Annotated in this window: 18 protein-coding genes and 1 pseudogene; 11 read left to right on the top strand and 8 right to left on the bottom strand. The window is 57.6% G+C overall.

Annotated elements, in window-relative coordinates; genetic code table 11:
• Positions 1 to 11 precede the first annotated feature (11 nt).
• The 4 genes and pseudogenes from lolA to cobA all read left to right on the top strand — a co-directional run.
• Positions 12 to 659, top strand: a complete 648-nt coding sequence (gene lolA / locus KEHDKFFH_RS17235; protein WP_104323053.1) for an outer membrane lipoprotein periplasmic chaperone LolA — start codon at positions 12 to 14, stop codon at positions 657 to 659.
• The gene (locus KEHDKFFH_RS17230; RefSeq protein WP_104323052.1) at positions 659 to 1,996 is read left to right on the top strand and encodes a replication-associated recombination protein A; all 1,338 of its coding nucleotides are present in this window, start codon (positions 659 to 661) and stop codon (positions 1,994 to 1,996) included. Before lolA ends, KEHDKFFH_RS17230 begins: the two co-directional genes overlap by 1 nt.
• An 87-nt stretch (positions 1,997 to 2,083) precedes the next feature.
• Positions 2,084 to 3,358, top strand: a complete 1,275-nt coding sequence (gene serS / locus KEHDKFFH_RS17225) for a serine--tRNA ligase (protein ID WP_104323051.1) — start codon at positions 2,084 to 2,086, stop codon at positions 3,356 to 3,358.
• Positions 3,346 to 4,212 (top strand): annotated as a pseudogene (cobA, locus tag KEHDKFFH_RS17220) (uroporphyrinogen-III C-methyltransferase); the annotation flags it as partial. The gene serS and the pseudogene cobA, both read left to right, overlap by 13 nt.
• A 27-nt stretch (positions 4,213 to 4,239) precedes the next feature.
• Here the strand turns inward: cobA and KEHDKFFH_RS17215 are convergent.
• Positions 4,240 to 5,316, bottom strand: a complete 1,077-nt coding sequence (locus KEHDKFFH_RS17215) for a 3-deoxy-7-phosphoheptulonate synthase (RefSeq protein ID WP_008171726.1) — start codon at positions 5,314 to 5,316, stop codon at positions 4,240 to 4,242.
• Positions 5,317 to 5,491: 175 nt separating this feature from the next.
• On the opposite strand from KEHDKFFH_RS17215, the gene KEHDKFFH_RS17210 reads away from it, so the two are divergent.
• Both KEHDKFFH_RS17210 and KEHDKFFH_RS17205 read left to right on the top strand, forming a co-directional pair.
• A complete protein-coding gene (locus KEHDKFFH_RS17210) occupies positions 5,492 to 7,315 on the top strand; it encodes a DUF1631 family protein (protein WP_104323049.1) in 1,824 nt (607 codons plus the stop codon).
• A gap of 25 nt (positions 7,316 to 7,340) precedes the next feature.
• Entirely contained in the window at positions 7,341 to 7,745 is a 405-nt protein-coding gene (locus KEHDKFFH_RS17205) for a PilZ domain-containing protein (RefSeq protein WP_104323048.1), read from the top strand.
• A gap of 69 nt (positions 7,746 to 7,814) precedes the next feature.
• On the opposite strand, the gene KEHDKFFH_RS17200 is transcribed toward KEHDKFFH_RS17205, so the two are convergent.
• From KEHDKFFH_RS17200 to gloB, 7 genes are all read right to left on the bottom strand, one after another.
• Positions 7,815 to 8,600: an enoyl-ACP reductase FabI gene (locus tag KEHDKFFH_RS17200; RefSeq protein ID WP_104323047.1), complete on the bottom strand. Its 786-nt coding sequence runs from the start codon at positions 8,598 to 8,600 to the stop codon at positions 7,815 to 7,817.
• 65 nt (positions 8,601 to 8,665) lie between these two features.
• Entirely contained in the window at positions 8,666 to 10,270 is a 1,605-nt protein-coding gene (locus KEHDKFFH_RS17195; protein WP_104323046.1) for an ABC transporter ATP-binding protein, read from the bottom strand.
• 1 nt (position 10,271) lies between these two features.
• On the bottom strand, positions 10,272 to 11,300 hold the full coding sequence (locus tag KEHDKFFH_RS17190; RefSeq protein ID WP_104323045.1) for an ABC transporter permease: 1,029 nt from the start codon (positions 11,298 to 11,300) through the stop codon (positions 10,272 to 10,274).
• A complete protein-coding gene (locus KEHDKFFH_RS17185; RefSeq protein WP_104323044.1) occupies positions 11,297 to 12,382 on the bottom strand; it encodes a microcin C ABC transporter permease YejB in 1,086 nt (361 codons plus the stop codon). The genes KEHDKFFH_RS17190 and KEHDKFFH_RS17185 overlap by 4 nt, the downstream gene beginning before the upstream one ends.
• Before the next feature lie 15 nt (positions 12,383 to 12,397).
• Positions 12,398 to 14,221, bottom strand: a complete 1,824-nt coding sequence (locus KEHDKFFH_RS17180) for an extracellular solute-binding protein (protein ID WP_104323043.1) — start codon at positions 14,219 to 14,221, stop codon at positions 12,398 to 12,400.
• Positions 14,222 to 14,233: 12 nt separating this feature from the next.
• The gene (locus tag KEHDKFFH_RS17175) at positions 14,234 to 15,934 is read right to left on the bottom strand and encodes a LysM peptidoglycan-binding domain-containing protein (protein ID WP_104323042.1); all 1,701 of its coding nucleotides are present in this window, start codon (positions 15,932 to 15,934) and stop codon (positions 14,234 to 14,236) included.
• Positions 15,935 to 16,102: 168 nt separating this feature from the next.
• On the bottom strand, positions 16,103 to 16,897 hold the full coding sequence (gene gloB, locus KEHDKFFH_RS17170; protein ID WP_104323041.1) for a hydroxyacylglutathione hydrolase: 795 nt from the start codon (positions 16,895 to 16,897) through the stop codon (positions 16,103 to 16,105).
• Positions 16,898 to 16,993: 96 nt separating this feature from the next.
• On the opposite strand from gloB, the gene KEHDKFFH_RS17165 reads away from it, so the two are divergent.
• From KEHDKFFH_RS17165 to KEHDKFFH_RS17145, 5 genes are all read left to right on the top strand, one after another.
• On the top strand, positions 16,994 to 17,788 hold the full coding sequence (locus KEHDKFFH_RS17165; protein WP_104323083.1) for a class I SAM-dependent methyltransferase: 795 nt from the start codon (positions 16,994 to 16,996) through the stop codon (positions 17,786 to 17,788).
• 28 nt (positions 17,789 to 17,816) lie between these two features.
• Positions 17,817 to 18,260, top strand: a complete 444-nt coding sequence (gene rnhA, locus KEHDKFFH_RS17160) for a ribonuclease HI (RefSeq protein ID WP_104323040.1) — start codon at positions 17,817 to 17,819, stop codon at positions 18,258 to 18,260.
• 22 nt (positions 18,261 to 18,282) lie between these two features.
• On the top strand, positions 18,283 to 18,993 hold the full coding sequence (dnaQ, locus tag KEHDKFFH_RS17155) for a DNA polymerase III subunit epsilon (RefSeq protein ID WP_104323039.1): 711 nt from the start codon (positions 18,283 to 18,285) through the stop codon (positions 18,991 to 18,993).
• A 218-nt stretch (positions 18,994 to 19,211) separates the two neighbouring features.
• Positions 19,212 to 20,918: a FimL-related protein gene (locus KEHDKFFH_RS17150; RefSeq protein WP_104323038.1), complete on the top strand. Its 1,707-nt coding sequence runs from the start codon at positions 19,212 to 19,214 to the stop codon at positions 20,916 to 20,918.
• Positions 20,919 to 20,922: 4 nt separating this feature from the next.
• Complete coding sequence (locus KEHDKFFH_RS17145; RefSeq protein ID WP_104323037.1) at positions 20,923 to 21,570, top strand: multidrug transporter; 648 nt, start codon at positions 20,923 to 20,925, stop codon at positions 21,568 to 21,570.
• The last annotated feature ends 10 nt before the right edge of the window (positions 21,571 to 21,580 follow it).

Genomic DNA, 21,580 nt, shown 5'->3' with positions numbered 1-21,580 from the left:
AGTAAGGATTAATGCAACAGTCTTTTCTGAAATGCCTGGCCACCCTGATCATGGCGGTGTTTATTGCCGGCCCTGTGAGTGCGAGCGAAGGCAGCGATAGCGCGAACGAGTTGGCCTCGTTGCTGAAAAGCTACGAATCCTATCAGGCGGATTTTATCCAGATTGTGGTCAACGAGAATGGTAACAAGGTTCAGGAAACCCGGGGTTCCCTGAAAGCCAAGCGCCCTGGATTGTTTTACTGGGAAACCAGTGCGCCCCTTTCGCAGTTTATTGTGAGTGATGGCGAAACGGTGGAAGTCTACGACCCGGATCTTGAGCAGGTCACGATCCACAATCTCGATGACCGGGTGCAATCCACCCCGGCTCTCCTGCTCAGCGGTGAGGTGGATAACCTGGAGGAAACCTACAAGGTGTCCGGTCGCCAGATCGGGGACAACACCCGTGAATTCACATTGGAACCACGGAGCCCGGACTCCCTGTTTACTTCCCTGAGACTGACCTTTTTCAAGGGTGAGCTTCAGGAGATGCGCATGCAGGACTCCCTGGCCCAACTGAGTGTGCTGAGTTTTGACCGGATCAGGCTCAACGAGCCGGTTGAAGCCGGAGCGTTCACCCTCGACTACCCGGAGGGTGTGGATATTATCCGGGACGGGGCCTGATGCAGGACAGCCTATTCGCGGAATCCGCAGGGTTCCGGCCTTTGGCCGCGAGAATGCGGCCCGCGACCCTGGATGATTATGTCGGCCAGGTCCACCTGGTTGGGCCCGGCAAACCGCTTCGGCGCGCGGTCCAGCAGGGCCAGCTTCACTCCATGATTCTCTGGGGGCCTCCCGGAGTAGGTAAGACCACCTTTGCCCAACTTCTGGCGAACGTCAGCGACCTCAGCTTCGAGACGGTTTCTGCCGTACTGAGCGGTGTGAAAGAGATCCGGGCCGTTGTGGAACGCGCCCGCAATCGGAAGCAGTCTCAGGGCCGGGATACACTGCTGTTCGTGGATGAAGTGCACCGCTTCAACAAAAGCCAGCAGGATGCGTTTCTCCCTCACATTGAAGACGGTACCTTCATCTTTGTTGGTGCCACCACCGAGAATCCCTCTTTTGAGCTTAACAGCGCCTTGCTGTCCCGGACCCGGGTCTACGTGCTCAAGAACCTCGAGGAAGAGGACATTCTCCAGCTGTTACGCCGTGCGCTGACAGCTGACGAGGGCTTTGGTGGGCGCCTGCGGGTTGATGACGACGTGTTGACCCTGATGGCCTCTGCGTCTGGTGGTGATGCTCGCCGCGCCCTGAACATCCTGGAAGTAGCAGCGGATCTGGCCGAGCCGGATGAGTCCGGAATCGACCGTGTCACGGCCGATCAGCTCGAACAGGTTATGCAGACCAGCCTGCGTCGGTTCGACAAAGGCGGCGATGTGTTTTACGACCAGATATCGGCCCTGCACAAATCCGTTCGTGGCTCAGATCCGGACGGCTCGCTGTATTGGCTGTGCCGGATGCTCGATGGCGGCTGTGATCCGCTCTATGTTGCCCGCCGCCTGGTGCGGATAGCAAGTGAGGACATCGGTAATGCCGATCCGCGAGCCCTGCAGCTAAGCATGGAGGCCTGGGACGCTCAGGAACGCCTGGGGTCTCCGGAAGGGGAGCTGGCGCTGGCCCAGGCAGTGACCTACCTGGCCCTGGCGCCCAAGAGCAACGCTGTTTATAACGCCTTCAATCGGTGCATGGCGGACATCCGCCAGGATCCGGACTATGAAGTGCCAGTACACCTGCGTAATGCGCCCACCAAACTGATGAAAAGCATGGGCCACGGGGATACTTACCGCTACGCTCATGATGAACCCGAAGCCTTCGCCGCCGGGGAGTCCTACCTGCCCGAGGCCATTCATCAGCGCCGGTATTATGAGCCCGTAAACCGCGGGCTTGAGATCAAACTGGCGGAAAAGCGCCAGCGTCTGGATTCCCGTAACGCTGAAAGTCCCCGCAAACGCTACACCTGAGCCTGTTGTTGCGGTAGCCACGAGCGCCAGTGCAGGTATAATGGCCAGTCATTCAAAACATCGCTAACCGGAAGATTCAGGATAATCATGCTCGATCCCAAACGTGTCCGCACCCAGACAGAAGAGATCGCCCGTCGGCTGACCATCAAGAATTTCAAATTCGATACCGCCGCCTTCGAGCAGCTTGAGGAACGCCGTCGTGCCCTCCAGGTAAGCACGGAAACCCTGCAGAGCGAGCAGAACAAGCGATCCAAGTCCATTGGTAAGGCCAAGGCTGCCGGTGAGGATATCCAGCCACTGCTGGACGAGGTGGAAGACCTGAAGAAACAGAAGTCAGAAGCCGAGGACGAGCTTCGCACCCTGCAGGAAGAACTCAACGCCTTCCTGGCCGGTATCCCGAATCTTCCGGATGAAGATGTTCCGGCAGGGGACAGTGAAGACGACAACGTCGAGATTCGCACCTGGGGCACGCCGCGGAACTTTGATTTCGAGCCCAGGGACCATGTTGCCCTGGGCGAGGGGCTGAAAGGCCTGGACTTTGAGACTGCTACCCGTCTGGCGCACTCACGGTTTGCGGTCATGCGCGGACCGGTAGCGCGGCTGCATCGGGCACTGGCCCAGTTCATGCTGGATCTGCATACCCGCGAGCATGGCTACCTGGAGACCTACGTACCGTACCTGGTCAATGCCGATAGCCTTTACGGCACCGGTCAGCTGCCCAAGTTCGAGGAAGATCTGTTCAAAACCGAGGGCGAGCATCCACTGTACCTGATTCCCACTGCGGAAGTGCCTGCCACCAACCTGGTATCGGACTCGATCCTTGATGCCGCAGAGCTGCCGTTGCAGATGGTTTGCCATACGCCTTGCTTCCGCAGCGAAGCGGGCTCCTACGGCCGGGATACCCGGGGCATGATCCGTCAGCATCAGTTCGACAAGGTGGAGCTGGTCCAGGTGGTTCGTCCGGAGGATTCAGACGCCGCGCTGGAAGCCCTGACCGGCCATGCCGAAAAGGTGCTTCAGTTGCTGGAGCTGCCGTACCGCGTTGTTGCTCTCTGTGGGGGCGACATGGGCTTTTCGGCGGCCAAGACCTACGACCTGGAAGTCTGGTTGCCGGGGCAGGACAAGTTCCGTGAAATCTCTTCCTGCTCCAATACCCGTGATTTCCAGGCACGCCGCATGCATGCCCGTTGGCGTAACCCGGAAACCGGAAAGCCCGAACCCGTCCACACCCTGAACGGATCGGGTCTTGCCGTTGGTCGCGCCCTGATTGCGGTCATGGAGAATTACCAGCAGGCAGACGGCAGCATTGTGGTTCCGGAGGTTCTCAAGCCGTATATGGGAGGCGTCGACAGAATCCAATGAGTGATCAGCCAGATAACGCACCAGGGAAGGGCGTTGGTGCAACCCCTGCACCAGTAAGGTACAGGGTGAACCCGATTACCTCGAATCCGAACACATCTGCAGGCGAGGTGGCCCTGGTCGGGGCCGGGCCGGGAGATCCTGAACTGCTGACACTCAAGGCCTGGAGGCTGATTACGTCCGCTGAGGTTGTCCTCTACGATCGTCTGGTTTCTCCGGAAATACTGGCCATGATCCCGGACACCGCCGAGATGATTCATGTTGGCAAGCAGCGGGCCAACCACACCTTGCCTCAGGATCAGATCAATCAGCGGCTGGTAGACCTGGCCAGACAGGGACGAAAGGTGGTTCGTCTCAAGGGTGGTGATCCGTTTATCTTCGGTCGCGGTGGCGAAGAGATTGAAACCCTCGCCGATGCCGGCGTCCGGTTCCAGGTTGTGCCGGGTATAACTGCCGCCTCCGGCTGTGCCGCCTACGCCGGCATTCCTCTGACCCACCGGGACTACGCTCAGTCTGTGCGGTTCGTGACCGGCCACCTCAAGAACGACACCTGCGATCTACCCTGGAAGGACTTTGTCCAAAACAACCAGACCCTGGTGTTCTACATGGGGCTGGTTGGCCTGCCGATTATCTGCCGGCAGCTGGTCGCCCATGGCATGTCCCAGGATATGCCCGTGGCATTGGTCTCGAAAGGGACTACAAGGGATCAGCGTGTGGTGACAGGGAATCTCTGCAACATCGTCAAAAGGGTGGAGGCGGAAGCGGTCCAACCGCCAACACTGGTGATTATCGGCAACGTGGTGGCGCTGAGAGAAAGGCTGGATTGGATAGGTGGGGGTATGACAACGGGGAGCTGAGACTCCCCGTTTTACATCAGGCGTTGATCAGCCGATCTTGCGCTTGGGCAGTACGTCTTTCAGCTTGTCGCGCATATCCCGAATCGCCTTTTCCGTGGTTGGCCAGTCAATACAGGCGTCTGTCACGGACACCCCGTACTTCAGGTCCGCCAGGTTCTCGGGGATAGACTGGTTACCCCAGTTGATGTTGCTCTCCACCATCAGGCTCTGGATCGAGGTATTGCCTTCCAGGATCTGATGGGTCACATCCTGCATGACCAGTGGCTGAATGGCCGGATCCTTGCTGGAGTTGGCATGGCTACAGTCAATCATCATCGACTTGCGCAAACCTGCTTTATCCAGCGCCTGTTCGCACAGGGCGACGCTCACGGAATCGTAGTTAGGTTTACCACCGCCACCACGAAGAACAACGTGGCCGTAGTTATTGCCTTTGGTGCGGATAATCGCCACCTGTCCCTGCTGGTCGATGCCCAGGAAGCTGTGGGGGTGAGACACGGATTTCATCGCGTTCACCGCAACGTCCAGGCTGCCGTCGGTGCCGTTCTTGAAACCGATCGCCATGGACAGGCCGCTGCTCATTTCCCGGTGAGTTTGTGACTCAGTGGTACGGGCGCCGATGGCGGACCAGGCGATAGTGTCCTGCAGGTACTGCGGGGAAATCGGGTCGAGCGCTTCGGTGGCTGCGGGCAGGCCAAGTTCGTTGATATCCAGCAGCAGACGACGACCGATGTGAAGGCCCTGCTCAATATCAAAGGTATCGTTCAGGTGCGGGTCGTTGATCAGGCCTTTCCAGCCAACGGTTGTGCGAGGCTTTTCGAAATAGACACGCATAACGATCAGCAGGGTATCGCTGACTTCATCGGCAAGCTTCTTGAGACGCGCGGCGTAATCCCTGGCGGCCTCGACATCGTGAATGGAGCAGGGGCCCACCACGACAAACAGCCGGTGGTCTTTGCCGTCCATGATGTCATAAATGGCCTGACGGCCTTTTGAGACGGTTTCTGCGGCCTTGTCGGAGAGCGGCATCTCCTTCTTCAGCGCTTCAGGAGTGATCAGTGCTTCCTGGCTCGCCACATTCAGATTCTCTAGTTTGTTGCCCGACATGTTGTTCTGCTTCCCCGATTCTGATCGTTGCAGCCCTGATGGACTATTCATTGTGCCAACAGGGTTGCAGATTAACGCGAATAACGCCGGTGCACGGTTGCGGTAAACCCCGGCGAGTTGGTTATACTGCGTCATTTACAGGGCCTTTTCAACGCTTCTTAGGTATGGGGAACGGATGTCGCAAAACAGGCAGAGACCGAAGGATGTGCCTTCCGTCGCAACGGTTTCAGGCAAGATAGACGATGTCCTGGCCGGCATACGTGTTCCTGACCTCCCATACCCGGCGGGCAAGCTCGAACCCGACGCTGTCAGCGACTGGCGCCCTTTGTTGATTTCCTGCTGGTCCGAACAGCGCAATGAGCGCGTCACCCACGTGATCCGTTCTGTCCATCTGGAGTGGTCAGCACGCCAGGTTAACGCGGCCTACGTTGCCGACCGCATCATGGATGTCTTCCTGAAAACCAGTGGCCTGCACCCGAGCCTCGCCCGCCGCGTGGCAAGGCTGCGTTTCTACCTTGCCTGGCGAATGGATCTCGAAGGAAAAAAGGCGTTCAGCAAGCCGGTTCTATCCTGGCTGGACAGTTTGCAGGAGTGGCGGGGCTGGAGTGACTCCGGAGGCCGTTCGTCCAAAGTGCTGCTCGACCAGCTGGACTCGCTGGTTATCGCGGTGTCTGCCAGTTTCGAATCTGGCAGAACAGATCCTGTGGAAGATTTCTGTCACCAATGGCAGGAGGATGCCGCCAGGAGGGATTCCCAGGCGGGAAAGCTCAGGCAGCGCCTGCTGGAAACTGAGCAGGGGGCTGCCAGACAGCGCAAGGCCGACCAGACTGCCCGGGCGCTCATCGGCCGTGCTCTTCAGGGCCGCAGACTTCCGATACCAATTGTTCGGTTTATCCTGGATTACTGGCAGGGCCTGCTGAAGCAGTCGGTCTGGGACACGGGGCTGGAAGGTGAGACCTTCCGGCATGGCAGCAAGCTTCTTGAATGGCTGGTCTGGATCGGCGATCCCTCGCTGTCCGACGAAGACAGGAACCGCCTGTATCACGTTGGTGAGCAGATCGGTGACCGTATTCTCGACGTCTGGAAGCGGGTTTACAACAAAGCGCTCCCGGCGGAGTCTCTGGCAGGTATCGAAGCTGTCATGGTTTCCAGGCTCAGAGGAGAGGCACCCGATCTGGTGGAGGCGTTACCGGCAGCGGGGAGTTTCCAATGGGATAGCAACTGGCTGACCTTCGAGGTGCCCGCCGCAGAAGCCTTTGAACCTTATGAGGAGCAGTGGTTTGTCGAGGGCGAGGGTACCGGAGAGCAGCGGCGTTATTTCTACGCGTTTCTACCCGAGTCGGCAGAAATCCTCTGGACCAACGGCGCCGGGGTAAAATTGGGTTTGCAGACCTGGGGCGAATTCCAGGCGGCCCTGGCAAAAGAACAGATCCGGCCCCTGCCAAAGCTGACGTCGTTTGGGACGGTTCTGTCGGAAACCGTCGAACTGCTGGCGCGTGTGTGTGAGAAACAGCGTCGGCAGAGGGAACAGGCCGCGGAAGCCGCAAGGCTCAGGGCCGAGGAGTTGAGGCGGGAGAAAGAGGCCGCTGAGGCACGACGCAGGGCTGAGGAAGCGGAGCGGGAAGCAGAACTGGAGCGCCAGCGTCAGGCCGCTGAAGACCAGCGCATCGCCGATGAAAAGGCCGAGGAAGAACGGATCCGGAAGGAACGCACGCTGCTGGCAGAAAAACAGGTGGACGCCATCAAGCTGGGAGGCTGGATTGTCGTTGAACCAGATGAAGTGTCGGGCCAGCCGACCCGTCTGAAACTGGCCGTGCGCATCAATGCGTCCAGGAAGCTGGTGTTTGTGGATCGCCTGGGCCTTAACCGACGTGAGTTTCTCGAGGACGCCCTTGTGCAGGGGATTGTCGAAGGCCGGATCCGGGTTTTGGGAACCTCGGCAGAATTCGATGAGACCCTAAGCAGGGTTGTTGGCCGAATCCGTGTAGGCCGCAACTGACATTGCCGAAGCAGGAAAAACAACAATGGCAGATAACGATTACAACTTTGGAACCCGGAATGATCCGCCTGTTGATCAGGATAACCGTGCCGATTACCGCCTGACCGCACGAGCCCGTGCAATTCTTGAGCTTGAATCCGGATTGCCGGAAGAGGCAATGCCCGAGGCAAAGGAACTCGTCTGCGGTATTCGTGATATTTCTGCGAGCGGTCTTTGTCTGTCTTCCGGGGAACCCCTGTCTCTGGGCGCCCTGTTACCAGCGAGCGTATACCTCGGGAACCACGCCGAGCCATTCGGTTTAATGGTTGAAGTAGTCTGGTGTCGACCAAATGAGTCAGGGTTTCTGGTGGGCGTGCGGATTATCGAGTCCGACGAAACAGCCTACGTTGAGTGGGTAGAAGCCGTGGCGTCGGCGATGGACCAGGATTGATAAAACACCGCGCCCTTAAACGAGAAGAGCCGGCATAAAGCCGGCTCTTCTGCATCCGGGGAGGGCAACTTACTCTTCCAGTTCGCCCATCCCGGTGATGTTGAAGCCGCCGTCCACGTACATGATCTCGCCGGTAATGCCACTGGACAGGTTGGAACCCAGGAACGCGGCGGCATTGCCCACTTCATCGATGGTGACGTTCCGGCGCAGCGGGGCACGCCTGGCATTTTCGGCCAGCATCTTGCGGAAGCTCTTGATGCCGGAGGCGGCCAGGGTCTTGATCGGACCGGCGGAAATGCCGTTTACGCGAATGCCGTCACGGCCCAGGCTGGCAGCCATGTAGCGAACGTTGGCTTCCAGGGAGGCCTTGGCCAGGCCCATCACGTTGTAGTTCTGAAGAACCTTCTCGGCGCCCAGATAGCTCAGGGTAATCAGTGAGCTGCCTTCGTGCATCATGCTGCGGGCACCCTTGGCCAGGGCCACAAAGCTGTAGGAGCTAATATCGTGGGCAATGCGGAAGCCTTCACGGGTAGTGACGTCCACGTAGTTGCCGTCCAGCTCGTGACCCGGGGCATAGCCAACGGCATGAACAATAATGTCGATGTTGTCCCAGTGCTTGCCCAGCTCCTTGAAGACATTCTCGATTTCTTCGTCGCTGGCGACATCGCAGGGGAAGGTCAGCTTGCTGCCCCACTGTTCGGCGAATGTCTCAACCCGTGGCTGGAGCTTTTCGTTCTGGTAGGTGAATGCCAGTTCGGCGCCTTCGCGGGCGAATGCCTCGGCGATGCCGTAAGCAATGGACAGTTTGCTGGCTACGCCAACGATCAGTGCTTTCTTGCCACTGAGGATTCCCATGGGTCGTTCTCCCTGTGTTCCTGATTTGGGTGCATTATCCCTGAGTGCTCTGGCCGGGGTAACGCTCAAATAGTCGTAGTTGTGTTCTGGTAAAAGAACGCGGCATTCAGCAGCTCGCGGGTATAATCCGCGCGAGGTGTATGGAAGATCTCGGCAGCGGCACCATACTCCACGATCCGGCCATGCTGCAGCACCAGTAGCTTGTGGCTCAGGGCGCGGACAACGGCCAGGTCATGGCTGATAAAGATATAGCTTAGACCATAACGGGTCTGGATATCCCTCAACAGTTCAATGACCTGCTTCTGCACCGTTCGGTCCAGGGCAGAAGTGGGTTCATCCAGAATGATCAGATCGGGCTGCAGCACCAGAGCCCGTGCGATGGCAATTCGCTGGCGCTGGCCGCCGGAGAATTCGTGGGGGTACCGGTGGCGTGCCTCCGGATCCAGGCCGACATCGGTCAGCGCGTGAATCACTTTCTGGTCATGTTCGGCGGCGTTATCCGCGTCATGAATTTCCAGACCCTCCCGGACGATTTCGGCAATGGACATTCTCGGGCTCAGGCTCCCGAAAGGGTCCTGGAAGACGATCTGGACACGCCGCCGCCAGGGCCGAAATTCCTTCTGGTTCATAAACGCCAGCTCTTCTCCGGCAAGGCGGATGCTGCCTGTGCTGGCGGTAAGCTTGAGCAGGGCATGGCCTATGGTGGTTTTGCCACTGCCGCTTTCACCGACGATCCCGAGTGTTTCACCCCGATTGAGTTGAAAATTTAAACTCTGTACGGCATGAAACGATTCCTTGACCTTGCCAAGGAGATTTTTGCGGATCGGGAAGCGGACGTCCAGGCGTTCAACGGCCAGCAATGGCTCCGCGCGTTTACCCAGGGCCAGGGGAGCTTCCGGAGGCTCCGCATCCAGCAGTTTTCGGGTGTAGGCGTGTTGCGGGCTTGCGAACAGGGTGTCGGTATCGGCTTCTTCCACGAGTTTTCCATGCTCCATCACCGCCACACGGTCCGCGTAGCGTCGCACAATGGTCAGGTCATGGGTAATCAGCAGAATGGCCATCCCCAGTTTCTTCTGAAGATCCCGGAGCAACTCGAGAACCTGTTTCTGTACGGTCACATCCAGGGCAGTGGTGGGCTCGTCCGCGATAAGAAGGTCTGGTTCGTTGGCCAGGGCCATGGCGATCATCACCCGCTGCTTCTGGCCACCTGACAATTGGTGGGGATAAGCGCCCAGCTTGGTTTCCGGGCTCTGTATACCTACCAGTTCCAGCAGCTCCAGACAGCGCTGCCTGGCCTGAGGTCCCCGCATTCCCTTGTGCAATTCCAGAGTCTCGCCAATCTGTTTTTCCACCGTGTGTAATGGGTTCAGGGACGTCATTGGCTCCTGGAAGATCATGCCAATCTCCCGGCCCCGAATCTGGCGCATTCGCTTCTCGGTCGCAGTCAGCAGATCTTCACCCCGGTAGCGTATCTGCCCGCTGGGGTAGCTGGCATGGCGTGCGTCCAGGAGGCGCAGGATCGACAGTGCGGAAATGGATTTTCCGGAGCCGCTTTCGCCCACCAGGGCCAGGGTCTCGCCCTCGCGAACAGCCAGCGACAGTGATTCAACTGCCGCGGGCCCCTGATCGAAACAGATGGTGAGGTCGGAGATCTGAAGCAGTTGGTTCATATCAGCTCTTCCTCGGATCAAAAGCATCGCGCACGGCTTCGCCCACAAACACCAGCAGGGTGAGCATCAGCGACAACGAGACAAAGGCAGAAATGCCCAGCCAGGGTGCATGCAAATTGGCCTTGCCCTGGGCAATCAGCTCACCGAGGGACGGTGAGCCGGAGGGCAGACCAAAGCCGAGGAAATCCAGAGAGGTCAGCCCGGTGATTGCGCCTGTAAGAATAAACGGCAGGAAGGTGAGGGTGGCCACCATGGCGTTGGGCAGGATATGCCGGAACATGATCTTGCGGTTGTCCAGGCCGAGCGCTCTGGCAGCCTTCACATACTCGAAGTTACGGGCCCGCAGGAATTCCGCCCGGACCACATCTACCAGCCCCATCCAGCTGAACAACAGCATAATGCCGAGCAGCCACCAGAAATTCGGCTGGACAATACTGGAAAGAATGATCAGCAGGTACAGTACCGGCAGACCGGACCAGATCTCGATAAATCGCTGGCCCAACAGATCGATTTTGCCGCCGTAAAATCCCTGGATGGCACCAACAATAACGCCAACAATGCAGCTGGCAATCGTCAGGGTCAGACCAAACAGCACTGAGATACGGAAGCCATAAATCACCCGGGCGGCAACATCTCGCCCCTGGTCGTCGGTCCCCAGCCAGTTCTCGGCACTCGGTGGCGCCGGTGAGGGTACCTCGAGATCGTAGTTGATGGTGTTGTAGCTGAACCGGATCGGCGGCCAGACCATCCAGCCGTTGGCGCTTATCTCGTCGGCGATGAAAGGGTCCCGATAATCCGCCTCGGTGGGCAGAAAACCGCCGAAGGTCTCTTCCGGCACGGACTGGACCACCGGAAAATACAGATCACCCTTGTAGGACACGATCAGTGGAGAATCGTTGGCAATCAGTTCTGCCACTAACGAAAGGCCGAATAGCGCCAGAAAGACCCACAACGACCAGAAACCCCGACGGTTCTTCCTGAAATTCCGCAGGCGTCTTTGCTGGATCGGAGTGAGGGAACGGAAGCTCACGCGCCCTCCCGGCTTTCAAAATCGATCCGCGGGTCGACCAGGACATAGGTGATGTCGCTGATCAGTTTCAGGATGAGTCCCATCAGGGTGAATATGTACAGGGTGCCGAAGATCACCGGATAGTCGCGGTTCAGAGCAGCCTCAAAGCCCAGTAACCCAAGCCCGTCCAGGGAGAAAATGACTTCAATGAGCAGTGAGCCGGTAAAGAACAGAGCGACCAGAACGCCGGGCAGACTGGCAATCACAATCAGCATGGCATTCCGGAACACGTGGCCATACAGCACTTCTTTCTGGTCAAGCCCCTTGGCGCGGGCGGTCACCACGTACTGTTTTCCGATCTCGTCCAGGAAGGAGTTCTTGGTGAGCAGGGTCAGAGTGGCAAACCCTCCAATCACATTCGCGGTGACCGGCAGCGCCAGGTGCCAGAAATAGTCACCGATTTTCTGATACCAGGTAAGTTCGTCGAAATTCGAAGACGTCAGGCCCCGCAGCGGAAACCAGTCGAAATAACTGCCGCCGGCAAAAAGCACGATCAGCAGTATGGCGAACAGGAAGCCCGGTATGGCATAGCCCACCACAATGGCGGAGCTGGTCCAGACATCAAACCTTGAACCATCCGTAACGGCCTTTCGGATACCCAGGGGGATGGAAATAAAGTAAATGATGAGTGTCGACCAGAGGCCCAGTGAAATGGATACGGGCATTTTGTCGAGGATCAGGTCAATAACGCTCTTTTCCCGGAAGAAGGAATCGCCGAAGTTAAAGGTGGCGTAGTCGCCGAGCATTTTGAAAAAACGCTCATGAGGCGGTTTGTCGAAGCCATACATGACTTCGATTTCCTTCAGGAGCTCCTCGGGGATACCCCGGGAACCGCGAGTATCGCCAGAGGAATCCGCTACCTCACCACCGGTACCGCCGCCGGAGGCCCGGGCCAGAGCGCTGCCGCCGTGGCCTTCCATTTCCGCAATAAGCTGCTCAACCGGGCCGCCTGGTGCGGCCTGAACGATGACAAAATTGAGCAGCATGATTCCGATCAGCGTGGGAATGATCAGCGCCAGACGCCTGAGTATGTAGATGCCCATTTAGCGGCGTTTTCCTCAGGGCTTCGCCCACCAGTTGTCCAGGTCGATGCCGTTCTTGGGCGTCTCGGCCGGACGTTGGAGATGGTTCCAGTAGGCAACTCGGTCGCTTCTCAGGTGCCAATGGGGAATGACATAGTGATGGTGCAGGAGAACACGGTCCAGCGCACGAACCCGATGCACCAGTTCTTCACGGTCCGGTGCCTGAATCACCATGCTTACCAGCTCATCGATCACCGGATCGTTCACGCCCATGTAGTTCCTTGAGCCTTTGGCATCCACGGTGGAGGAATGCCAGTATTCCCGCTGCTCGTTGCCCGGTGAATCCGACTGGCCGAACACCTGAGTAATCATATCGAAATCAAATTCCCGCAGGCGCTGGATGTACTGGTTGCTGTCTACCAGGCGGACGGTCACATCTATACCAAGCCGGCCGAGGTTGTTTTTGAAGGGTAAAACCACCCGTTCAAAGCTCTTCTGGAACAGCAGGATCTCGAACGCCAGGGGTTCACCTGTTTCGCCGTTTACCATCTTGCCATCGCGGATGACATACCCAGCGGACTTGAGCAGCTCCATCGCGGTTCTCAGGTTCTCGCGCAGCCCCTGTTGACCTTCGGTTGTGGGTGGCTGGTACTCCTCGGTAAACACATCTTCGGGTAACTGATCCCGGTAAGGTTCGAGTATTTCCAGTTCACGGCCGGTGGGAAGACCCGAGGAAGCGAGGTCACTGTTCTCAAAATAGCTGTCGGTGCGGGTGTACTGGTCAAAGAACAGGTTCTTGTTGGCCCACTGGAAGTCGAAACCATAAGCCAGGGCTTCGCGCACGAGCGGGTCGGAAAACACCTTGCGCCGGGTATTGAAGGCAAAGCCCTGCATGCCCGAGGGGCGATGGTGCTCAATGGCCTCTTTGATAATCGTGCCATTCTCGAATCTTTGACCGGTGTAGGCGGTGGCCCAGTTCTTGGCAGAGGATTCCAGTCGGAAATCAAAACTACCGGCTTTGAAGGCTTCCAGAGCCACGGTGTCATCGGTGTAGTAATCGTAGGTGATCCGATCAAAATTGAACCGGCCTTTACGGACACTCAGGTCTTTGGCCCAATAATCCTCAGCCCGTTCATAGGTTATGGATCGGCCAGCCTCGAAGTTGCCAATCCGGTAGGGGCCACTGCCAACCGGTGGGTTGAGGCCATTCTTGCCAAATTCACGATCGACCCAGTAATGGGATGGCAATATTGGCATCTGGCCGAGGATCAGCGGCAGCTCACGATTGCTGGTGTCACTGAAATCAAAACGTATCCGGCGAGGGCCCTCTACCGTGACGGTGCTGACGTCCGCGTAGTAGTTCCGGAAGAAAGGATGTCCCTTGGTGGTGAGAGTGTCGAAAGAAAATTTCACGTCCTCGGCGGTGATGGCTTCGCCATCGTGGAACCGCGCCTGCTCCCGGATGTTAAATACCACGTAGCTGCGGTCTTCGGGGGTTTCCAGGGATTCGGCAATCAGACCGTAGGCAGAGAAGGGCTCATCGTCGGAGGATTCCAGCAGAGTGTCGTAGAGGTAGGTGCTGATTCCCGCCGCAGCCACACCCCGGATATCAAACGGATTGAAGGAATCGAAGCCGTTGGCGACGACGGCCATCTTCAGCGTGCCGCCTTTCGGGGCGTCCGGATTAACGTAATCGAAGTGACTGAAACCTGCCGGATATTTGGTTTCGCCGTGCATGGCAATGCCATGTGTTGGCATTGCCTCTTTGGCGACGGAAAACGGAGAGATGAGCGGTGTGGCAATAATTGCCAGGGCTGAAAAAAACGACGTAAGGGATGAGGCTTTCCGTGTTCTTGTCATGAGTCTCGCACGTCAGGGACTGTTTCGGATATCAACGTAGAGTACCAGACTTTGCCCGGGTTGCAGATAACGGGCCGTATTCAGATCGTTCCAGCTTGCGATATCCCGCACATTCACGGAAAACCGGCTGGCAATCCGGGCCAGGGAGTCGCCTTTGCGCACCCGGTAGCCTACCTTGCGAACCATCGCCTCACCACGGCCACTGTTGGCGGCCATCACGGTGGGCTGACTGGTTTTGGACCAGATAACCAGTTCCTTGCCAGGCATCAGCGGGTCGCCGGGTGCCATACCATTCCAGGCAGCAACTTCCCGAACAGAAACCCGGTGCTCGCGGGCAATATCCCAGAATGTGTCACCTTTGCGAACCGTGTAGCGCACCTTGTTCCCATCCCGCTTTCGCTCCTGTTTGCGCTCAAGCCGCTGGGAGGCACTCAGGGCGTAAGCGTCGCTGCCCTTGGAAGCGGAAGGTATCATCAGCCGTTGGCCGACACGTATCAGATCGCTGTTCAGGTTGTTCACCTGCAGGAGTACCGACGGTGTCGTGGAGAATTTCCGGGAAATTGAATTAAGGCTGTCGCCGGATTTAACCTCATAGTTGCGCCAGGAAACCCGTTGATCGGCAGGAATTTGCGCCAGTGCCGCACGGAAGTTCTCAGCGTTCTGAACTGGAACGAGCAATCGGTGAGGGCCGTCCGGTGAGGTGGCCCAGCGGTTGTAGGACGGGTTAAGCAGGTAGATCTCATCAACATCCACGCCGGCCAGTTCCGCCGCCTGGGCAAGATCCAGCTGGGAGCCGGTTTCAACCGCCTCGAAGTAGGGCTCGTCTTTCAGGGCTGGCAGCTCGATGCCATAGGCCTCGGGATTGTCGAAGATCTTAGCCAGTGCAATAAGCTTGGGAACGTAATGGCGCGTTTCCCGTGGCAGCTGCAAGGACCAGAAGTCGGTCGGCTTGTTGCTGTTCCGGTTGCGGCGCATGGCGCTTGAGACCGTGCCGCCACCGCTGTTGTAAGCGGCCAGGGCGAGGGTATGGTCGCCATCAAAACGGTTGGCAAGGCGGTCAAGATAGGTCAGGGCGGCGTCGGTGGCGGCAATAACATCCCGACGCTCATCGTGCCACCAGCTCTGGGTCAGGCCGAAGTACTTTCCGGTTGACGGAATGAATTGCCAGAGGCCCGCGGCGCGGCCATGGGAATAGGCGAAAGGATCAAACGCGCTTTCAACAATTGGAAGCAGGGCATACTCGGCTGGCAGGCCTCGCTTTTCGGTCTCATTAACAATGTAATGAAGGTAGCGGCTACCACGCTCCACCACCCGGTCGATGTATCCGGGGTGACGGGCATACCAGTTCAGCTGGTCCCGGACGCGTTGATTGTCGATGTCATGGTCCAGTACAAATCCCGAGCGCAGTCGGCCCCAAAGATCCTGCTCGGCTGCCTCTGTTTCCGCGGTTTTCTGAACCGGATTGTCGAGCTTTTCACGGGCATCCCTGGCAGCGTCCTTCAGCTCAGGCGCAATGGCCTCGTCCAGTGGCTCATTGCGGGCCGCGTCTCCGTTTTCCCCGGTTTCGACAGCCTTCTTCAGCCCCTCATCGCCCGCGGCAACGGTGACTTCCTGCGTGTTCAGCGGGTTTTCCTCACCTTGGCTGATCAGGCTGCTGCAGCCACTTGCGAGGGCTCCGGTTAAAAACAACAACGACAATCGTCCGACCGACATAAAGGCATCCGGTTACTGGTTGAAGCCGGGCTCAGAGTCTGAAAACCCGGCATATTGAACAATTTACGGTCACAAAGTTGAAACGATTCTATGGGACCGCTTTTTAAAGCGTCAAGAAACCTCTCGTTACGGCTGTGAGAGGATTTGTTAAGTGCGTATTGCCGGGCGTCAGAAGTTATCCTTGCCGTGGCGGATAGCCGCAAAAATGGCGTTATCGGAATCTGCCGGCAAGCCGTGGCTGGCGCAATAGGCACGGGCGGAGTCCACCACAGCCGGGTCGTCCCAGCGCAGGAAGGGATTCAGCCGCTTCTCCTCTTCAAGCACGGAAGGAACAGTCGGTTTGCCTTCATTGCGGGCGTTCTGACACTGCTGCTCAAAATCCCGGAGTCCTTCATCTTCCGGAAGCCAGCTGCGGGCGAAACGAAGATTGGCGAGGGTGTATTCGTGGGCGCAATAAACGGCAGTTTTGCCCGGCAGCGCCCTCAGGGTCTGAAGAGATTGGCGCATCTGCTCCGGAGAACCTTCGAACAGGCGGCCGCAACCACACACAAACAGGGTGTCACCGCAGAACAGGACTGGCCGGTTATTAACCTCGACGTCCGTGAAATAGGCAATATGGTCCAGGGTATGACCGGGCACACCGAGAACCTGGAAGGTGATGTCTTCCCAGATCACCTCATCGCCCGGGTGAACCAGATTCGTACTACCCTTGAAAGGGGATTCAGCGGGACCGGTTACACGGCAATCCGGAAAACGGGAAATCAGTTCTTTGACACCGCCAACATGATCGGGGTGGTGATGGGTCACCAGGATGGTGTCGAGCTTCAGACTGTTCTCGGCCAGATGATCGAGAACCGGCTGGGCCTGGCCTGGATCGACAATCAGCGCTTTGCCGCTGGAAGGGTCGGAAAGGCACCAGATATAGTTGTCACTGAAGGCGGGTATGGCAGAAATGGTCAGCATAGGGCCCCACATGTGCTTATCGAATGTGACTGATATGATAGAGCATTAAATACAAGGCCCCAACCAAAGGTTCGGGCTTCCGGGAGTGGCGCATTGGTGAGTGAATCCGACGCAGTTGATTATTCGGCCAGACATGAGAGCTTTGAGCGCTGGTTCCAGACGCCGCTGGGCAGGGCACTGCTGGCGGATCAGAGGCGGTTTGTCGACGCCGAACTCCAGCGTCTGACAGGTGCCAGGCAGTTGCAGGTGGGCATAAGCCATCGGCTACCACTGGCCACGGGCACGGATTTCTCCCAGAAGATCATAACAGCGCCCCGATGGTATCCCCACATACCCGAGGGAGTTGCCATTTGCGATGCCGACGAGCTGGCCTTTCCGGGTGACTCCATGGATCTCGTGGTATTGCACCATACTGCTGACTTCTCACCCTACCCGCACCAGGTGATTCGGGAGGCTGCGCGAGTACTCAGGGGAGAGGGCACCATGGCCATGTTCGGCTTTAATCCGCTCAGCCTCTGGGGCGCTCGCAAATTGATGACCAGAAGCAGCGAGGGCCCCTGGGGCGGTCGTTTTCTGTTGCGCGGGCGGATGGAAGACTGGCTTCACCTCCTGGGGTTCAATGTCGAGGCGTCTGTTACCCGTTTTTTCAGAACCCCACTGCAACGCGCCGGCCGCAAACCAGTGAGCCGGATTGACAGCCGCCTGTCTGGAAATCGGCTCCTGCCAGTGGGCGCCTATTACTGTATCCTTGCCAAAAAACGCGTGCATGCACGGCTGCCGAGACGCCCGGTTTGGCGACAAAGCAAGGTCATTGCCCTGCCGGGGACTGGCACTGTTGGCGCCTCCCGAAGCTGCAGCCGAAGTGGCGCGCCCGTAAGCAAGCTAAAGTGAATTATTGATAACCGATCCAGGAGACTGAATGGCCGGCAAGGTAATCCTGTATACAGATGGCGCCTGTAAGGGCAACCCTGGCCCAGGCGGTTGGGGTGTGGTTTTGCGCTATGGTGATAATCGCAAAACCCTGCACGGCGGCGAAGCCAAAACCACCAACAATCGTATGGAGCTCATGGCGGCCATTCGGGGCCTGGAGGCTCTTAAGCGCCCCTGCGAGGTAGAGCTGTATACGGACTCGCAGTACGTGCGTAAGGGGATCACCGAATGGATGGCAGGCTGGAAGCGCAATGGCTGGAAAACCTCTGCGAAAAAACCAGTCAAGAACGAAGATCTCTGGCGCGAGCTGGATTCAGAAGTCGCCCGCCACAAGGTCAACTGGCACTGGGTAAAGGGGCACTCCGGTGTTCCCGACAACGAGTTGGCGGATGAACTCGCCAACCGCGGTGTCGAAGAGCTTTCCAACGCATAAAAGCAGATAACCAGGACAGGTAATGAGACAGATCGTACTGGATACAGAAACCACGGGTATCGATCCCGCCGAAGGCCATCGGATCATTGAGATCGGCTGTGTTGAACTGATGGAGCGCCAGCTCACCGGGCGCAACTATCATGTTTACATCAATCCGGACCGTGAGGTCGAGGCCGAAGCAATAACCGTTCACGGTATCACCAACGAGTTCCTGGCCGACAAGCCCCGTTTTGCCGAGATTGCCGACGAGTTCTTCGAATTTATAAAAGGGGCTGAACTGGTTATCCATAACGCCGCCTTCGACGTCGGCTTTATGGATTCGGAATTCGCCCGGCTGAAACCGGTGCGCAAAACCGCTGACCATTGCTCAATTGTCGATTCTCTTGCCATCGCAAGGGCCCGCCATCCGGGCCAGAAGAACAACCTGGATGCGCTCTGCAAGCGCTACGGCGTGGACAACAGCAACCGTGACCTCCACGGGGCGTTGCTGGATGCGGAGATCCTGGCCGACGTTTACCTGCTGCTCACCGGTGGCCAGACCGCGCTGTCACTGGATGCGGGATCCGAAAACGGTGGCGGCAACGGCGGAATCAGAAGGCTACCCGCGGACAGGGCACCACTCTCGGTGGTTCGCGCCTCCAGTGCGGAAAATGAAGCCCACGTGGAGTTCATGTCGCTGCTCGAAAAACAGGCCGGCGAAACCGTTTGGGCCAAACTCCAGAGCGCAGAATGAGAACTGGGTCGGTCTGTACCAAATGTTACATTCCGCCTTTCTTGAGGTACTTGAGTTTTATGTTATAAGTAATGATAAGTTCGCCAGTTTTTTGCGAACTGGCTTTGGCCGGAAAAGGGGTTAACCGGCCCAGAACAAAAAGGCCTGGTCCGCTATTGCCCGACCAGTGACCACCAAAGAAGATGCGGTAGTCTCCGCAACATTAACGGGAAGCGTTTATGGTTCAGTCGTCTCTCGCGACGAAATCGCAGTCGTTTGATCTGGTCAAAAGTGAAATAGAACAGACCATCAAGCAGGCAGAATCCAGCCTTGAACGCTTTCAGGAAAACCGCGAAAGGGGTGAGGATCTCCAGAACTGCGTTGATTTCATCAATCAGTTGCGGGGCATTTTTATCCTGGTGGAGCTTCGTGGCGGCACCCTGCTTTGCCAGGAAGCGGTCACCATGGCCAACGATGTACCCGTTGGTGCCAACGACGACAAAAACATCCTCCTCACCACACTCAACAGCGCTCTGTTTATTCTCCGCCGCTATGTAGAGTATTACCACCAGCAAAGGGAAGATCATCCCGAATTGCTGCTTCCTGTTATCAATGATCTTCGGGAGGCTCGACGGGAGAAGCCCTATCCCGAATCCTGCTTTTTCGATGTCGACGTCAAGGAACGCCCCGATTTCTGTGCCGGCCTGACTTTACAGCCATTTGAAGGCAATGAGGCTGATTACGAAATCATGGCCCGTCGCATGCGCCTGACCTTTCAGGTGGCACTTCTGGGTATTCTGCGCGACCGCAACGACGCGGTGAACAAGAAGCTGATCGGGCGGGCGTCCCGGGGTCTCGCGCGCCTTTGCCAGGGTGCCCCCATGGGGCAGATGTGGTGTCTCGTTAGCATCGTTGCGGATACCATGCTTGATCGGGCGATGGTATTTAGCAAGGCCCGCAAGCGCATGTTCATGCGGATTGAAAAATACGCCCGGGAAGTGGTTTACGTGGGAAAGGTCGCCACTGGCAAAGACGCGCCGGATTCGCTGATCCGGGATCTGGTCTACCTGCTATACCGCAGTGGCTCCGCTAACCCTGAAGTTACCCAGGTACTCTCGGCTTACCATCTCGCACCGGCCGATTTCCCCGATTCCATGCTCGAGGCCCATGCGCGCAGGTTGTATGGCCCTGGCAGCGATGTTCTCAAATCCCTGTCAGAAGCCTTGCAGGATGAATTGAACCAGTTGAAAGACAAACTGGACATTATCGAGCGTGGTATTGAGCCGGATCTGGCAGAGTTGTCTTCCATTGCTGATGCCCTCGAGCGTCTTGCCAACACGCTGGTCATGCTCGACCTGAACAAGCTGGCGGGCATTTCCCGGGAAGAAGCGGGTAAATTGCGCGGTTGGGAAGAAGAGTCCCGGTTGCCCGGTGATGATGAGCTATACCGTCTGGCTGATTCCGTGCTTGGTATTGAAGATGCCGTGATGCAGATCGTGACCCGGGGTATCACCTCGGAAACCGACGCACTTGCCGGAGGCGAGCGCAAGCGTGAAGAGTCTGTGTATCTTCGTGAGGCGTTGTATGTAGTTGCCGATGAGGCCCGTGGAGCGCTGACCCTGGCAAAACGCGCGATTACTGCGTTTATTGAATCCGACTATGACAAACTCCATTTGGCCAACCTGCCTGCAACCCTGCACAGCATCTGGGGTGGTCTGCAGATGGTCAATGACCCCGGAGCTGCAGGGGTTCTTGAGCGTGTAGCAGCCTCCATTCAGGAGCGTTTACTGGATGCCAAGGAAGCCCCGGCAGCTCAGGTCCTTGAGGCACTTGCCGACGCGCTGACCTCGCTGGAATACTACATCGAGAGCATCGGCAAGAGCGAAGATCGCAACGTTGACCTGCTGAAGCTGGCAGAATCGTCGCTGGACGATGTAGGTTTGTAGTTTCATGTCCCATACGCTCGCAACCATTGTACTGGCCGCTTCAGGCGCGGTAATGGTGATCGCGGGCCTGCTGTTTTTCAGGCACCCCCGTTGGTTGCTGACCTGGCTGAAGGGAATGGCGGTATTTGCCGTGATTCTTGCCGGGCTTTACGTTCTGGCGGTTGCGGTAAATCTCACCAGCTACCGGCCATTGGTCGGTATGCAGACCGTTGCAACCATCTCCACGCAGCGACAGGCTGAGCAGATCTGGCAGGTTACGCTCCAGAGTCAGGGGCAAATAGCAGCGGTAAGGACACTTCAAGGGGATCAGTGGCAGATCGACGCCCGAATTATCCGATTTTCCGGGCCCTTCCGATGGCTTGATATCGCACCGGGCTATCGGTTGGAGCAATTGAGCGGACGGTATACGTCCCTGGAGCAGGAGCGGTCTGCTCCCAGAACCGTCATCGGACTTGCCGGGGGCATCTGGCCGGATCTCTGGCAGTGGGATCAGCAGTTCAACTTGCCGTTTTTGGAGGCTGTCGATGGGAGCATGACCTTCATGCCGATGCGGGATGGGGCTGTTTTCGAGGTAAAGCTTTCCTCCTCGGGCCTGGTCGCCGTCCCGGTTAATGATCAGGCGAGGGCGGCCGTCCAGTTCTGGAATCAGTAGAAATCCAGGG

The sequence above is a fragment of the Marinobacter maroccanus genome, assembly GCF_002933275.1.
Lineage (GTDB): Bacteria > Pseudomonadota > Gammaproteobacteria > Pseudomonadales > Oleiphilaceae > Marinobacter > Marinobacter maroccanus.
The sequence above is the reverse complement of the archived record's forward strand: the minus strand, read 5'-3'. Positions and strand labels throughout refer to the sequence as shown.

What these genes read in the sequence shown, in the direction of transcription:
- lolA (WP_104323053.1), top strand. Translation starts at nt 12, where the DNA reads ATGCAACAGTCTTTTCTGAAATGCCTGGCCACCCTGATCATGGCGGTG.
- KEHDKFFH_RS17230 (WP_104323052.1), top strand. Translation starts at nt 659, where the DNA reads ATGCAGGACAGCCTATTCGCGGAATCCGCAGGGTTCCGGCCTTTGGCC.
- serS (WP_104323051.1), top strand. Translation starts at nt 2,084, where the DNA reads ATGCTCGATCCCAAACGTGTCCGCACCCAGACAGAAGAGATCGCCCGT.
- KEHDKFFH_RS17215 (WP_008171726.1), bottom strand. Translation starts at nt 5,316, where the DNA reads ATGTCGGGCAACAAACTAGAGAATCTGAATGTGGCGAGCCAGGAAGCA.
- KEHDKFFH_RS17210 (WP_104323049.1), top strand. Translation starts at nt 5,492, where the DNA reads ATGTCGCAAAACAGGCAGAGACCGAAGGATGTGCCTTCCGTCGCAACG.
- KEHDKFFH_RS17205 (WP_104323048.1), top strand. Translation starts at nt 7,341, where the DNA reads ATGGCAGATAACGATTACAACTTTGGAACCCGGAATGATCCGCCTGTT.
- KEHDKFFH_RS17200 (WP_104323047.1), bottom strand. Translation starts at nt 8,600, where the DNA reads ATGGGAATCCTCAGTGGCAAGAAAGCACTGATCGTTGGCGTAGCCAGC.
- KEHDKFFH_RS17195 (WP_104323046.1), bottom strand. Translation starts at nt 10,270, where the DNA reads ATGAACCAACTGCTTCAGATCTCCGACCTCACCATCTGTTTCGATCAG.
- KEHDKFFH_RS17185 (WP_104323044.1), bottom strand. Translation starts at nt 12,382, where the DNA reads ATGGGCATCTACATACTCAGGCGTCTGGCGCTGATCATTCCCACGCTG.
- KEHDKFFH_RS17180 (WP_104323043.1), bottom strand. Translation starts at nt 14,221, where the DNA reads ATGACAAGAACACGGAAAGCCTCATCCCTTACGTCGTTTTTTTCAGCC.
- KEHDKFFH_RS17175 (WP_104323042.1), bottom strand. Translation starts at nt 15,934, where the DNA reads ATGTCGGTCGGACGATTGTCGTTGTTGTTTTTAACCGGAGCCCTCGCA.
- gloB (WP_104323041.1), bottom strand. Translation starts at nt 16,897, where the DNA reads ATGCTGACCATTTCTGCCATACCCGCCTTCAGTGACAACTATATCTGG.
- rnhA (WP_104323040.1), top strand. Translation starts at nt 17,817, where the DNA reads ATGGCCGGCAAGGTAATCCTGTATACAGATGGCGCCTGTAAGGGCAAC.
- dnaQ (WP_104323039.1), top strand. Translation starts at nt 18,283, where the DNA reads ATGAGACAGATCGTACTGGATACAGAAACCACGGGTATCGATCCCGCC.
- KEHDKFFH_RS17150 (WP_104323038.1), top strand. Translation starts at nt 19,212, where the DNA reads ATGGTTCAGTCGTCTCTCGCGACGAAATCGCAGTCGTTTGATCTGGTC.
- KEHDKFFH_RS17145 (WP_104323037.1), top strand. Translation starts at nt 20,923, where the DNA reads ATGTCCCATACGCTCGCAACCATTGTACTGGCCGCTTCAGGCGCGGTA.